Annotated in this window: 12 protein-coding genes; 10 read left to right on the top strand and 2 right to left on the bottom strand. The window is 43.8% G+C overall.

Translation table 11 applies throughout. The features are described from left to right. The first annotated feature begins 120 nt into the window (after positions 1-120). Positions 121-1446 carry an MATE family efflux transporter gene (locus ASE42_RS03785; protein ID WP_056765763.1) on the top strand — a complete coding sequence of 442 codons (1326 nt, stop codon included), beginning with the start codon at positions 121-123 and terminating at the stop codon, positions 1444-1446. A 21-nt stretch (positions 1447-1467) separates the two neighbouring features. Here the strand turns inward: ASE42_RS03785 and yvfG are convergent, their stop codons facing one another. Further along, a complete protein-coding gene (gene yvfG, locus ASE42_RS03790) occupies positions 1468-1683 on the bottom strand; it encodes a protein YvfG (RefSeq protein WP_024423509.1) in 216 nt (71 codons plus the stop codon). Positions 1684-1753: 70 nt separating this feature from the next. Here yvfG and rpoN point away from each other — a divergent pair, with 70 nt between their 5' ends. Together rpoN and ASE42_RS03800 are read left to right on the top strand one after the other, a co-directional pair. Continuing rightward, entirely contained in the window at positions 1754-3052 is a 1299-nt protein-coding gene (rpoN, locus tag ASE42_RS03795; protein ID WP_044333923.1) for an RNA polymerase factor sigma-54, read from the top strand. Positions 3053-3224: 172 nt separating this feature from the next. Next, positions 3225-3962 (top strand): FadR/GntR family transcriptional regulator, encoded by a 738-nt coding sequence (locus ASE42_RS03800; protein ID WP_041107850.1) that lies wholly within the window; start codon positions 3225-3227, stop codon positions 3960-3962. 30 nt (positions 3963-3992) lie between these two features. Here ASE42_RS03800 and ASE42_RS03805 read toward each other — a convergent pair whose 3' ends face one another. Next, entirely contained in the window at positions 3993-5429 is a 1437-nt protein-coding gene (locus ASE42_RS03805; protein ID WP_056765766.1) for a sigma-54 interaction domain-containing protein, read from the bottom strand. 209 nt (positions 5430-5638) lie between these two features. Here ASE42_RS03805 and ASE42_RS03810 point away from each other — a divergent pair, with 209 nt between their 5' ends. From ASE42_RS03810 to gpmI, 7 genes are all read left to right on the top strand, one after another. Beyond that, a complete protein-coding gene (locus tag ASE42_RS03810; protein WP_056765768.1) occupies positions 5639-6832 on the top strand; it encodes an ornithine--oxo-acid transaminase in 1194 nt (397 codons plus the stop codon). 139 nt (positions 6833-6971) lie between these two features. Then, positions 6972-8345, top strand: coding sequence for an amino acid permease (locus tag ASE42_RS03815; protein WP_056766848.1), 1374 nt, complete (start codon positions 6972-6974; stop codon positions 8343-8345). A gap of 309 nt (positions 8346-8654) precedes the next feature. After that, entirely contained in the window at positions 8655-9692 is a 1038-nt protein-coding gene (locus tag ASE42_RS03825; RefSeq protein ID WP_024423502.1) for a sugar-binding transcriptional regulator, read from the top strand. A 31-nt stretch (positions 9693-9723) separates the two neighbouring features. Continuing rightward, complete coding sequence (gene gap / locus ASE42_RS03830; protein WP_007500174.1) at positions 9724-10731, top strand: type I glyceraldehyde-3-phosphate dehydrogenase; 1008 nt, start codon at positions 9724-9726, stop codon at positions 10729-10731. Between the two features lie 213 nt (positions 10732-10944). Beyond that, the gene (locus ASE42_RS03835) at positions 10945-12129 is read left to right on the top strand and encodes a phosphoglycerate kinase (RefSeq protein ID WP_024426073.1); all 1185 of its coding nucleotides are present in this window, start codon (positions 10945-10947) and stop codon (positions 12127-12129) included. 30 nt (positions 12130-12159) lie between these two features. Beyond that, on the top strand, positions 12160-12921 hold the full coding sequence (tpiA, locus tag ASE42_RS03840; protein WP_017359213.1) for a triose-phosphate isomerase: 762 nt from the start codon (positions 12160-12162) through the stop codon (positions 12919-12921). Beyond that, positions 12914-14449 carry a 2,3-bisphosphoglycerate-independent phosphoglycerate mutase gene (gpmI, locus tag ASE42_RS03845; protein WP_024423499.1) on the top strand — a complete coding sequence of 512 codons (1536 nt, stop codon included), beginning with the start codon at positions 12914-12916 and terminating at the stop codon, positions 14447-14449. The genes tpiA and gpmI overlap by 8 nt, the downstream gene beginning before the upstream one ends. The last annotated feature ends 18 nt before the right edge of the window (positions 14450-14467 follow it).

Below are 14467 nucleotides of genomic sequence, written 5' to 3' on the forward strand. Positions count from 1 at the left end.
TTTATCAATGCCTCAGCGTGCAGCCAAAGCGTCGCATTCGGTAAAAAGCAAAGCCCCTTTGCAGGCAATCTGCGCCTCTTTTAGGAAAGAGGCTATTTTTCATGAAAGGCAGGTGGCATCGTGAACCATCGAGCGTATTTAGCTTTGGCCATTCCTTTAACAATTTCAACGATGACCACTCCATTACTGGGAGCTGTTGATACAGCGGTTGTCGGTCAGCTCGCAAATCCCGCTTATATTGGAGGCGTTGCGGTCGGCAGTCTCATTTTCAGTACATTATATTGGCTGTTTGGTTTTTTGCGGGTAAGTACATCTGCTTTTGCCGCCCAGGCAAACGGTGCGCAGAATGAGGAGCAGGGCGTTCTTGCTTTTCTAAGACCTTTTTTCGTCGCCATCATCGTCGGACTTTGTTTTATTGCCCTGCAATGGCCGATCATTCAATCTGCTTTTCTAGTGATCTCTCCTGATGCTGATGTCCGTCAATTTGCCGCAGACTATTTTCATATTCGCATTTGGGGAGCGCCATTTACTTTAATGAATTATGTTATATTGGGCTGGCTTATGGGGATGGCTAAAATGAAAGAAGCTCTTTCATTACAAATCTTGATCAATGTTATGAATATGGCGCTCGCATTTCTGCTTGTTCATGTGTTTTCGTTTGCGGTCAAAGGAGTTGCGGCTGCGACATTGATATCTGAACTAACCGCTTTTGTGTTGGGGGCATGGATCATTCTGAAGCATTCGTCAAACGGATTCCAGATGCCTTCCATCAAGAAAATCATGGATACTCAGGCAGTGAAGAAAATGTTTCATGTGAATAAAGATTTGTTCATTAGGACGATCTGTCTGCTAGTGGTCATCAACATGTTTACGGCAAAAGGTGCTTCTTTTGGTACAGAGCTGCTGGCAGCCAATGCCATCTTATTTCAAATTCACTACATCATGGCTTATTTGTTCGATGGTTTTGCCAATGCGTCCAGCATCCTTGTTGGCAGGTCGGTTGGTGCAAATGACCGCACCCTTTATGAAAAAACCTTAACCCTTTCGAGGCAGTGGGCACTTGTGATGGCATGTGTCATTGCGGCGGTTTATTTTTTATTAAAAGAGCCGATATTGAGCTTGTTTACAAATCTCCCTCAGCTGCTTGATGTGACATTACACTATGCAGACTGGCTTGTTCTTTATCCGTTTGCGGCTTGCTTTGGTTTGGTCATTTACGGCGTATTTACAGGTGCGACAGAAATTGCCCCTGTTAGAAATTCGATGCTGTTTGCGATGATTTTGTTTATCGTCGTTCAAACCGCAGTCACACCTATTTGGCACAATCATGGCCTATGGTTGGCCTTTATCATCTATACTGTAGGACGGTCTGGTTTTTTGATGATGTATAAATCGAGGCTGGATCAGAAGCTTTTTGCATATGATAAACACCCTTTGTCATCTTGACAAAAGGGTGTTCTTTTTCGTTCATTCGCTTTCTTTTTTCACCTTTTGATAGGCTTCATCAAGATGCTGAATTCGCTTCAATACAACCGCATTTTTGGTCAGCTGGTCTTGAACAAGCGTTGACACTACTGAGCGGTAATAGGCATTCATGGCATGAACCTTGTCTTCATTTTGGTTCATGGCGATGTGCTGCTTCAAGTTGTCGACAAAGTATGGAACGGAAAAAAGTTCAGACATAGAAATCACTCCTATTTCGTATATACGGTCCGTCAATCTTCATGTAAAATGATGAGAGGGAGGGGAGACAATGAGCCTTAAACTGCAACAAGAACAGGTATTAAAGCAGGTGCTCACACAAGAACTTAGGCAGGCCATTACGCTGCTGCAGCTGAATTGCGCAGAGCTCGGCGAGTATCTTGACCAGTTAGCGCTTGAGAACCCTCTGATTGAGCGGAAAGACACGGACAGCTATCAACCAGTTTATCATAAAAAATCACAAGATCGAATGACAGAGCCGTATCGAACGCATCAAAAAGAAAGCCTGCAAATGTTTTTAAAAAGACAGGCGATTGATTTGAATTTAAGTGAAAAGAATCAAAGAATCTTTCACTTTATGATTGAGTCCATTGATTCCAATGGCTATCTAAATGAACCGATTGACGCAATGGCAGCTGTCTTAGAGGTGCCAGCTGAAGAAGTAGAAGCTGTCCTTCATCAGCTGCAATCGCTGGAGCCTGCCGGGATTGGCGCAAGATCATTGCAGGAATGCATCCTCCTTCAGCTGAGAAGGAAAAAGAAGCGCTGGTATGAAGCCGAGCTGATCATCGAAGAGCATTTCTTTCTTTTTGCCAGAAAGGCTTGGAAGGAAATTGCGGCCAAAACAGGTGTTTCAATGAAAACACTCCAGGCGGTACAAGATGAAGTGTCTCAGCTTGAACCAAGACCAGGCCTTCATTTCTCATATGATGAAGAGCATGTGTATATAGAGCCTGATGTGACGATTACTGTGGTGCAGGATCACATCACATTTGAGCTGAATCAGCGCGCTTTTCCAGACGTAGAAATGAATGAAGGCTACTTCGCCATGATTCAAGACCAAAAGCGGCATGAAGCATATGCGTATTTAAAGGAAAAAGAGCAGCAGTACAATTGGCTTGTCCAAGCGCTGAAGCAAAGAAAGCAAACGATGACTCATGTCGTTCGTGAGATTATCTCACATCAGACCGATTTTTTCCTAACAGGGAAACATAAAATGAAACCGCTTACGATGAAGCGGATCGCAGATATACTGCAAGTGCATGAGTCAACAGTCAGCCGGACTGTAAAAGGGAAAATGGTGCAAACCCCTTATGGTCTTATGGAAATGAAACAGTTTTTCCAAGCGAAATTAGAAGGGCATTCGCTAGAAGAAGCGTCCAGCTACACTGTCAAAACGCACATTGCAGAGCTCATCCAAACGGAAAACAAGAAAAAACCGTATTCAGATCAGCAAATCATGACGCTGCTTCAGCAAACCTTCGGCATCCGCGCGTCGCGCAGAACCATTGCGAAATATCGCGAACAAATGAATCTTCCGTCCTCTACGCTGCGGAAGCGATACGATTAAAAAGAAGTACTTGCCAGAACATGGCACGTGCTTCTTTTTTTGTTGAAAGCAAGGCAGCCCGAAGATTTCTTGAAAATTAAAGAGGGGAGACGTGTGATCGGAAATTTTGGGGTAAAGTATAAGATAGGGCATGAGCCGATAAGGATAGACAACAGTGATGAGGTGAGACCAATTGAAATATAAACAAATCAAAACGAAAAAAATATATGAAGAAATTGCGGATGCATTAATTGAATCCATTCGTACAGGTGAGCTTCTTCCGGGGGAAAAATTAGATTCGGTTCAAGCGCTCTCAGAAAGCTTTCAAGTCAGCCGTTCTGCTGTAAGAGAGGCGCTGTCTGCTCTCAAAGCGATCGGATTAATAGAGATGAAGCAAGGGGAAGGTACATATGTGAAGCAGTTCGATCCTGAGCAGCTCACATTTAGTCTGTCTCCTGCATTTTTGATGAAGCAGCATGATATCACACAGCTCCTTGAATTAAGATCCATTATTGAGACGGGTGCTGTTAAAAAGGCAGCGCTGCTCCGAACGGACGATGACCTTCATGAGCTGCGTGAGGCACTTGAACAAATGAAACTCGCAGAAGCACATAAAGAAACTGGTGAAGAAGCAGACTTCTCCTTCCATCTCTCCTTAGCAAAAGCTTCAAAGAATGATTTATTAAAGGCGTTAATGAATCAGGTCTCCACCTTGCTGGTAGAAACAATGCGGGAAACGAGAAAAGTCGTCTTATTTTCAAGGAAAGCCTCCATTCGGCAGCTTTACAAAGAACATGAACACATTTACAAAGCCGTCATGGCAAGACAGCCAGAAGAAGCAGAAAGAGCGATGCTCACGCATTTAAAAAATGTAGAAAAACTGCTGAGTGATGTGAATCAAGAACAGGCAGGACAGTCAGAACCACAGTAAGCTGTGCCGAATGAGGGCACAGCTCTATTATTAACGAGAAATATGCAGTTTTTTCATGCGATATTGCAGACTTTGCCTGCTCATGCCCAATAACTTTGCAGTCTGTGAAATATTATCGTCCATTTTTTCTAAGTAATGGACGATGTATTGTTTTTCGAATCGTTCCATTTGGGTTTGAAAATCAGTCGTATGTTCTGGGCTTGTATAAATAAACGTGTCAGCTGCGGTATGCTGTAAAGGGTTCGTCTGTAATTGCGCTGCAGGACGGCCTTCCCTATGTTTAAATCTAAAATGATATGGAAGGTGATGCATGCATAAGGAATCCTCATCCATCATCATATTCATCCCCGCTTCAATCACATGCTCCAGTTCTCGTACATTACCCGGCCAATCATACGCTTGAAAAAGGGCTAGTACCTCTTCGTCAGCCGCCTTCACCTTCATTTGAAACAGCTCATTATATTTTTGAATAAAATGACTGACAAATGTAGGAATGTCTTCTTTTCGTTCAGAAAGCGGCGGAATAAATAAGGTGACAATACCCAGCCGATAAAATAAATCCTTTCGCATGCGTCCGCCTGCGATTGCATCAACAGGATCCTCATTCATATTGGCAATGACTCTTACATCAACAGCGATTTCTTTTGTGCTGCCAAGCCTTCTCACACGTTTCTCCTGTAATACGCGCAGCAGTTTTGCTTGAAGACCAGGATTTAATGAGTTGATCTCATCAAGCAGCAGTGTACCTCCCTGCGCCTGTTCAAATAAGCCGGGCTGATCAGTTGCGCCTGTAAAAGCCCCTTTTTGTGTACCAAAGAGCAGACTTTCAATGAGATTATCAGGCAGTGCCGCGCAATTCTGGGTAATAAATGGTCCAGATGACCGGCTGCTGCCGTTATGAATACTTTGCGCAAATAGTTCTTTTCCTGTCCCTGTTTCTCCAACAATGAGTACATAGGAAGAGGTGCGTGTCGCTCGTTTTGCATGCTCAATCACCTCTAAAAACGCAGGGCTTTGTCCAATAATGGAATCAAAGGTAAAGCGCGTGCTTCCTTTTTTCTTCATATTGTGGTGGATCAGCCGTTCCAGCTTGGTCACATCATTCGAAATTTCAACCGCTCCTTGGATGAGGCCGTCTCGAACGAGCGGGTATGTATGATTAATCGTTGTGATTTCTTTTCCGTTGTAATTATGATACGTCTGCTTTGCATGAACGGTTTGTTTCCCGGTACGCAGCGCTTGGACAAGCGTACTGTGCATTTCGTCTTGGAAGACGAAGAGATCTAATACATTTTTATGGAGAACATCAGAGCGTTTCAAAGACTCAATCTCCATCATTTTTTTATTATAAACAACAGTATTGCCATTCTCGTCAATTGCATGAACCCCGACATCTATTAAATCAAGCATTTGTTTATACAGATCAATCTCATTTTCCAGCTTTGCAGTATACTGATCTTCTTTCATTGAAGCACCTCCAGACCTTACCTCTATTTTACATGAAAAATTTTGCGGTTTCCTCTGAAAAATTTGGCGTATGCAAAGATATTTTGCATAAAGAGCCAGATCAATCACCGACATGATGCGGGCAGAAAGTTGGCACGATCCTTGCATATCATATGTGTGAAGATGATTCTAATGAAAAAGAGGCTAGCTTATAGAAGGAGGAATAGACGATGACACAGACAAATGAATTGATTCAACAAACCGAACAATACGGTGCTGCAAACTATCATCCGCTGCCAATTGTGATTTCAGAGGCTGAAGGAGTTTGGGTGACAGACCCTGAAGGCAATCGATATATGGATATGCTGAGTGCGTATTCCGCGGTGAACCAAGGCCATCGCCATCCCCGCATTATTGAGGCGCTCAAAAAACAGGCAGACCGTGTGACACTGACTTCAAGAGCTTTTCACAATGATCAGCTTGGCCCTTGGTATGAGAAAATTTGTCAACTGACGAATAAAGAGATGGCACTCCCGATGAATACTGGCGCTGAGGCTGTAGAAACAGCTGTAAAAGCAGCAAGACGCTGGGGCTATGACGTCAAGGGAATCGAAGACAATCGCGCAGAAATCATTGCGTGCGTCGGTAATTTCCATGGCAGAACGATGACGGCTGTTTCCCTTTCTTCTGAAGCAGAATATCAAAGAGGTTTCGGTCCAATGCTTCCAGGCATTAAACTGATTCCTTACGGAGATATTGAAGCGTTACGTGAAGCCATTACACCACAAACAGCGGCTTTTCTGATCGAACCTATTCAAGGAGAAGCGGGAATTGTCATGCCGCCGGAAGGCTTCTTGAAGGAAGCGAAGTCGCTTTGTGAAAAGGAACATGTGCTGTTCATTGCGGATGAAATTCAGGTCGGATTAGCGCGAACAGGCAAGATGTTTGCATGCGACTGGGAAGACATTGAGCCAGATATGCTGATTCTTGGGAAAGCTTTAGGCGGCGGTGTATTCCCAATCTCGTGTGTGGTCGCAAACCGCGATATATTAGGTGTGTTTAACCCTGGATCTCACGGCTCTACCTTCGGCGGAAATCCTCTTGCGTGTGCGGTGTCGCTGGCTGCACTGGATGTCTTAATCGACGAAAACCTTGCAGCGCGTTCTATGGAGCTTGGCGAATACTTAAAAGACAAACTCACGCGCATTCAAAGTCCTGTCATCAAGGAAGTGCGCGGCCGCGGATTATTTATCGGCATGGAGCTGACAGAGGCAGCGAGACCTTATTGTGAGAAGCTGAAACAAGCAGGGCTGTTATGTAAGGAAACCCATGAGACCGTCATCCGCTTTGCACCGCCTCTCACGATATCTAAAGAAGATTTAGACTGGGCGATTGGTCATATTGAAGCATTATTTCAAGCATAAATGTCAAAGGGGGAGAAACCTTCACTTTCTCCCTTTCTCTTTCAACGAACAGCGAATTTTGTCAAAGGATGATGAATAGAAGAGTGAAAGTGGGGAAGCGGATTTGAACCAAGAACAGCATAATGAACTAGAACGTTCCATGAAAAGCAGGCATCTCTTTATGATTGCCTTAGGCGGCGTCATTGGTACTGGTCTTTTCCTTGGGTCAGGACTCATTATCCATCAGGCTGGACCCGGGGGAGCCATTCTATCCTTTATCATTGGAGGATTGTTAATGTATTTGGTGATGCTCTGTCTTGGAGAATTAGCGGTGGCGATGCCTACAGCGGGTTCCTTTCAGGAGTATGCAACCAAATATATAGGTCCGTCCACAGGCTTTATGATCGGCTGGCTTTATTGGTTTAGCTGGGCATGTACAATAGGACTGGAGTTTACGTCAGCAGGCATTTTGCTCCAAAGGTGGTTCCCAGATATCCCTGTTTGGCTTTGGTGTCTTGCATTTAGCGTGATTTTATTTGCCGTGAATGCCATCTCAGCTCGCAGCTTTGCTGAAACCGAGTTTTGGTTTTCAGCCATTAAGGTCGCTGCCATCCTATTATTTATTATCATTGGAATTGGCGCAATTTTCGGAATGATTCATCTGAAAGATGGAGAACCAGCCCCTCTATTTCGTCATTTGACGGATCATGGCGGACTATTTCCTAACGGCGTTTTTGCTATTTTATTAACCATGGTCACGGTCAATTTCTCCTTTCAAGGAACAGAACTTGTAGGGATTGCAGCAGGAGAGAGTGAAAGCCCTGAAAAAACATTGCCTCGTTCTATACGAAATATTATTTGGAGAACGATGGTCTTTTTCGTTTTATCTATTGCGGTTCTGGCCGCGCTTCTTCCGTGGCAGACAGCAGGCACTGTCGACAGCCCGTTTGTCGTCGTGCTGGACAAGGTCGGTATACCATATGCGGCAGATATCATGAATTTTATCATCATCACAGCCGTCTTATCTGTAGCAAACTCTGGATTATATGCATCATCACGTATGCTTTGGTCGCTTTCGAAAGACGGGAAAGGACCTGACTTTACGAAAAAGCTGTCCAAGCGTAAAATTCCGATCAATGCACTATTGGTGACAATGGGTGTATCTGCACTATCTCTGCTGACAAGTGTTGTGGCACCAAAAACGGTGTATGTGTGGCTCATTTCTATTTCTGGTATGGTTCTTGTTGTGGTGTGGATGTCTATTTGCTTGTCTCAGTATTTCTTTAGAAAACAATTCATAAAGGCGGGCGGAGATGTAAAGGATCTCGTCTTCCGAACACCGCTCTATCCATTTGTTCCATTAGCAGGCTTTATCGCATTTGGCATCGTCCTCATCAGCTTATTTTTTATCGAGGATCAGCGGATCGGCCTTTATTGCGGAATCCCGTTCATGGCTGCCTGCTACATTATTTATTATCTCAAAATCAAACCGAAGGAAGAGGCAAAACAGTTTGGAACCATCACAAAAACATAAGCAGGTCCTGAAAAAAATGTGCATGCTCATATCACCAGCATGCACATTTTCCATCGTGAATACATTCTATATAAAAGAAAATAAATATTTTGAAAAGAAATATCATCGCAAGAACCTTGATGACAAGCAGGCTATCGGTAAAAATGTGTCTATTTTTTGTCTAAATGTGTTTGTAAGAGTTGAAAATGCAAGATTATCCTGTTAAAATAATTAAAGAAAGCAGGGATTGATTTTTTTTGGCTGTGGCGGGACGTTTTTTGTCACAGTGGGACGTTTTTAGTCCAACGTGAAAAGGAAGGGTCGTTAGCCATGAATCGTTTATTGGAAGCTCAAAAAAAATTATTGCCAGATCTTCTCATTGTTATGCAAAAACGCTACGACATTTTGCAGTACATCAGATTAGCTGAACCGATTGGCCGCAGAAGTCTTGCGACAAGTCTTGGTCTCAGTGAGCGCATCTTACGTGCTGAAGTTCAGTTTTTAAAAGAACAAAATCTGCTGGATGTGAAAACGAGCGGTATGATGCTGACGAGTGAGGGTCACGCTTTGCTTGAAATGCTTGAAGGAATGATGAAGGACGTTTTAGGTTTAACCTTTTTGGAAAATACATTAAAGAGAAAGTTAGGCCTGGAAGAAGTCATGATCGTTTCTGGAGACAGTGACGAATCCCCGTGGGTGAAGCAAGAAATGGGAAGAGCTGCTGTCCAATGCATGAAAAAAAGGTTTACTGGAAATAATATCGTCGCCGTCACTGGCGGAACGACGATGGAAGCCGTTGCCGAAATGATGACCCCTGATGCCAAAAACCGCGATACGATGTTTGTCCCTGCGAGAGGCGGTCTTGGGGAGAATGTAAAAAATCAGGCAAACACCATTTGTGCCCACATGGCTGAAAAAGCTTCCGGTACTTACAAACTGCTGTTTGTTCCAGGGCAGCTGTCAGAAGGTGCTTACTCTTCCATTATTGAAGAGCCGTCCGTCAAAGAAGTGCTTCAAACGATTAAATCGTCCACGATGCTCATTCATGGTATTGGTGAAGCAAAAACAATGGCGATGAGACGAAATACACCAGCTGAAGATTTAAAGAAGATTGATGAGCATGACGCAGTGACAGAGGCCTTTGGCTATTACTTTAATCGTGATGGTGAGGTCGTACACAAAGTGCACTCCGTCGGCATGCAGCTAGATGATCTAGAAAGCATTCCACACATCATTGCTGTTGCAGGTGGATCATCAAAGGCGGGGGCGATTGAAGCTTATTTCAAAAAACCGCGCCGAACGGTTCTCGTCACAGACGAAGGAGCCGCAAAAGAGTTATTAAGGGAGTCAATTGATCCCTCAATATAAAACATTGTGACCTATAAAAGGAGGAAACATCATGGCAGTAAAAGTCGGTATTAACGGATTTGGACGTATTGGACGTAACGTATTTCGTGCAGCATTAAATAATCCTGAAGTTGAGGTAGTAGCGGTTAACGATCTAACAGATGCTAACATGCTTGCACACCTTTTACAATATGACTCTGTTCACGGAAAACTAGATGCAGAGGTTTCTGTAGACGGTACAAACTTAGTAGTGAACGGTAAAACAATCGAAGTATCAGCTGAGCGTGACCCTGCGAAATTAAGCTGGGGTAAACAAGGCGTAGAAATCGTTGTTGAATCTACTGGATTCTTCACAAAACGTGCAGACGCTGCGAAACACTTAGAAGCTGGCGCTAAAAAAGTCATCATCTCTGCTCCTGCTAACGAAGAAGATATCACAATCGTTATGGGTGTAAACGAAGACAAATACGATGCAGCTAGCCACGATGTCATCTCTAATGCATCTTGTACGACAAACTGCTTAGCTCCATTTGCAAAAGTACTTAACGATAAATTTGGTATCAAACGCGGTATGATGACAACTGTTCACTCATACACAAATGACCAGCAAATTCTTGATCTTCCGCACAAAGACTACCGTCGTGCTCGTGCAGCTGCGGAAAACATCATCCCAACTTCTACAGGTGCTGCGAAAGCTGTTTCACTTGTATTGCCTGAACTTAAAGGTAAATTAAACGGTGGCGCTATGCGTGTTCCAACACCTAACGTTTCTTTAGTTGACCTTGTTGCTGAATTAAACCAAGATGTAACAGCTGAAGACGTAAATGCAGCACTTAAAGAAGCAGCTGAAGGAGAACTTAAAGGAATCCTTGGCTACAGCGAAGAGCCATTAGTATCTGGTGACTACAATGGTAATGCAAACTCTTCAACAATCGATGCTCTTTCTACAATGGTAATGGAAGGCAGCATGGTGAAAGTAATCTCTTGGTACGATAACGAGAGCGGATATTCTCACCGCGTTGTTGACCTTGCAGCTTACATTGCAAAACAAGGTCTTTAATTTCTCACACTGAAGGAACTCACTTGGTTCTTTCCTAGAGACACGATATAATGAAGACGGACAAGGGAAGGGGAAGCATCCCTTTCCCTTTTTCTCTGTTTTTATCCGTTCTGCACGATTTCTCGTTTTGATGAGGGCAAAATGGGAAAAGGATAAAGAGAGTCTTGTCCAATGCGTAAGGAAACCAGAATAAAGGAGGATCTCCTGACGAGCATGAATAAGAAATCAGTAAAAGACATTGACGTAAAAGGTAAAGTTGTGTTCTGCCGCGTAGATTTTAACGTTCCGATGAAGGACGGAGAAGTGACGGATGATACTCGTATCCGCGCAGCATTACCAACAATTGAGTATTTAACAGGACAAGGCGCAAAGGTACTGCTAGCTAGTCATTTGGGTCGTCCGAAGGGTCAAGTTACTGAAGAACTGCGTCTGACACCTGTGGCAAAACGTCTGCAAGAGCTTCTTGGAAAAGAAGTGAAAAAGGCAGATGAAGCTTACGGCGACAACGTGAAAAAGCAAATCTCTGACTTAAAAGAAGGAGATGTGCTAGTGCTTGAAAACGTTCGTTTCTATCCTGGTGAAGAAAAGAACGATCCTGAATTATCAAAAGCATTTGCTGATTTAGCCGATGTGTATGTCAATGATGCGTTCGGTGCTGCACACCGTGCACATGCATCGACAGCTGGTATTGCAGCTTATCTTCCGGCTGTTTCAGGCTTCCTCATGCAAAAAGAGCTTGAGGTTTTAGGGAAAGCCATTTCAAATCCTGATCGCCCATTTACAGCGATTATCGGCGGCGCAAAGGTAAAGGATAAAATCGGTGTGATTGAAAGTCTTCTTGATAAAGTGGACAACCTCATCATCGGCGGCGGACTTGCTTACACATTTGTGAAAGCACTTGGCCACGAGGTAGGGAAATCTCTATTAGAAGAAGACAAAGTCGATTTAGCGAAATCCTTTATGGACCGTGCAAAAGAAAAAGGCGTGAACTTCCTGATTCCAACAGATGTTCTGGTAGCCGACGACTTTTCAAATGATGCGAATACAAGCATTGTGCCAATCTCTGAAATTCCAAGTGATCTAGAAGCACTTGATATTGGAACAGAGACAAGAGAAAAGTATGCTGATGTTATTAAAAACAGCAAACTTGTTGTCTGGAACGGACCAATGGGTGTATTTGAAATCGATGCATTCGCTAAAGGAACAAAAGCTATCGCAGAAGCACTGGCAGAAGCAAAAGATACATATTCTGTCATTGGTGGTGGAGATTCAGCAGCAGCTGTTGAGAAATTTGGTCTTGCCGATCAGATGAGCCATATTTCTACAGGCGGCGGCGCTTCACTTGAATTTATGGAAGGCAAAGAACTTCCTGGTGTTACTGCATTAAACGATAAATAAGACCAAAACTGCTATAAGGAAGTGTCAATCATGAGAAAACCAATTATAGCTGGGAACTGGAAAATGAACAAAACACTTGGCGAAGCAGTCAGCTTCGTTGAAGAAGTCAAGTCATCTATTCCATCTCCTGACAAAGTGGAATCCATTGTCTGCGCGCCAGCTCTTTTCCTTGAAAAGCTAAACAGCCTATCAAACGGAACAGACCTTAAAATTGGTGCACAAAACATGCACTTTGAAGAAAATGGTGCATTCACTGGTGAAATCAGCCCTGCTGCTTTAAAAGATTTAGGCATCGGCTATTCAGTGATTGGGCATTCAGAGCGCCGTGAATTCTTTGCTGAAACAGATGAAACAGTGAACAAAAAAGCACATGCTGCATTCAAGCATGGCATCGTTCCAATCATTTGTGTAGGTGAAACGCTTGAAGAGCGTGAAGCTGGCAAAACAAATGAACTTGTCGCTGATCAAGTGAAGAAAGCACTAGCTGGTTTAACGAAGCAGCAAGTCGCTGAATCTGTGATTGCATATGAGCCAATCTGGGCTATCGGTACAGGAAAATCTTCTACAGCGAAAGATGCAAACGACGTTTGCGCACACATCCGCCAAACCGTTGCAAGCGAATTTGGTCAAGAAGCGGCAGACAGCCTTCGCATTCAATATGGCGGAAGCGTGAAGCCGGCAAATATTAAAGAATATATGGCAGAATCCGATATTGACGGTGCTTTGGTAGGCGGCGCAAGCTTAGAACCTCAGTCTTTCGTTCAATTATTGGAGGAAGGTCAATATGAGTAAGAAACCAGCTGCATTAATCATCTTAGACGGGTTCGGTTTAAGAGGCGAAACAGTCGGTAACGCTGTCGCACAAGCAAAAAAACCGAACTTTGACCGCTACTGGAACGAATTTCCGCATCAAACCTTAACGGCTTCAGGTGAGGCAGTAGGTCTACCGGAAGGTCAAATGGGGAACTCTGAAGTTGGGCATTTGAACATTGGTGCAGGACGCATTGTGTATCAAAGCTTAACAAGGGTGAATGTTGCCATTCGTGAAGGGGAATTTGAGAAAAACGAAACGTTCCTAGATGCAATGACGTATGCAAAAGAGAATGACAAGGCACTTCATTTATTTGGACTCTTGTCAGACGGTGGTGTGCACAGTCACATCCAGCATCTTTTTGCCCTGCTGAAGCTGGCGAAAAAAGAAGGCTTAACAAAGGTATACATTCATGGTTTCTTGGACGGACGTGATGTTGGTCAGAAGACAGCCAAAGTGTACTTGAAACAGCTGGAAGAACAAATCAAAGAAATCGGTGTCGGTGAAGTGGCAACACTTTCAGGACGCTATTACTCAATGGACCGTGACAAACGCTGGGATCGTGTGGAGAAAGCGTACCGTGCGATGGCATATGGTGAAGGGCCAAGCTATCAAAACATCTATGATGTCGTTGATGACTCCTATGAAAATGGAATCTACGATGAATTCGTTATTCCATCTGTCATTACGAGAGAAAATGGTGAGCCGGTTGCCAAAGTAAACGACGGCGACTCTGTGATTTTCTATAACTTCCGTCCAGACCGTGCCATCCAAATCTCGAACACTTTCACAAATGCAGATTTCCGCTCGTTTGACCGCGGAGAAGCTCATCCGAAGAATTTACACTTCGTCTGCTTCACACACTTCAGTGAAACGGTTGATGGCTATGTTGCCTTCAAACCAGTGAATTTGGATAACACGGTAGGAGAAGTGCTTTCTCAAAACGGATTGAAACAGCTGCGGATTGCTGAAACAGAGAAATATCCTCATGTCACGTTCTTTATGAGCGGTGGACGTGAAGAAGAATTTCCTGGTGAAGACCGCATCTTAATCAATTCACCAGATGTAGCCACCTATGACCTCAAGCCGGAAATGAGTGCTTACGAGGTAAAGGATGCACTTGTTGCAGACATCAATGCTGACAAGCATGATGCGATCATTCTGAACTTTGCTAACCCGGATATGGTTGGTCATTCAGGTATGCTCGAGCCAACAATCAAAGCCATTGAAGCAGTAGATGAGTGCTTAGGAGCTGTAGTCGACGCAATCCTGGCAAAAGGCGGACATGCCATCATCACGGCAGACCACGGTAACGCAGACGTGCTGATTACCGAAGAAGGAAAGCCGCATACTGCACATACAACGAATCCTGTACCAGTCATCGTGACGAAAAAAGGTGCGACGCTTAGAGAAGGCGGCATTTTAGCTGATCTATCTCCAACGCTTTTAGACTTACTTGGTCTTGAAAAACCAAAAGAGATGACAGGAACATCATTAATTCAGAAATAAAAAAATTGATTCAAAAGG

The organism is Bacillus sp. Root920 (assembly GCF_001429445.1).
Classification (GTDB): Bacteria; Bacillota; Bacilli; order Bacillales; family Bacillaceae; genus Bacillus; species Bacillus safensis.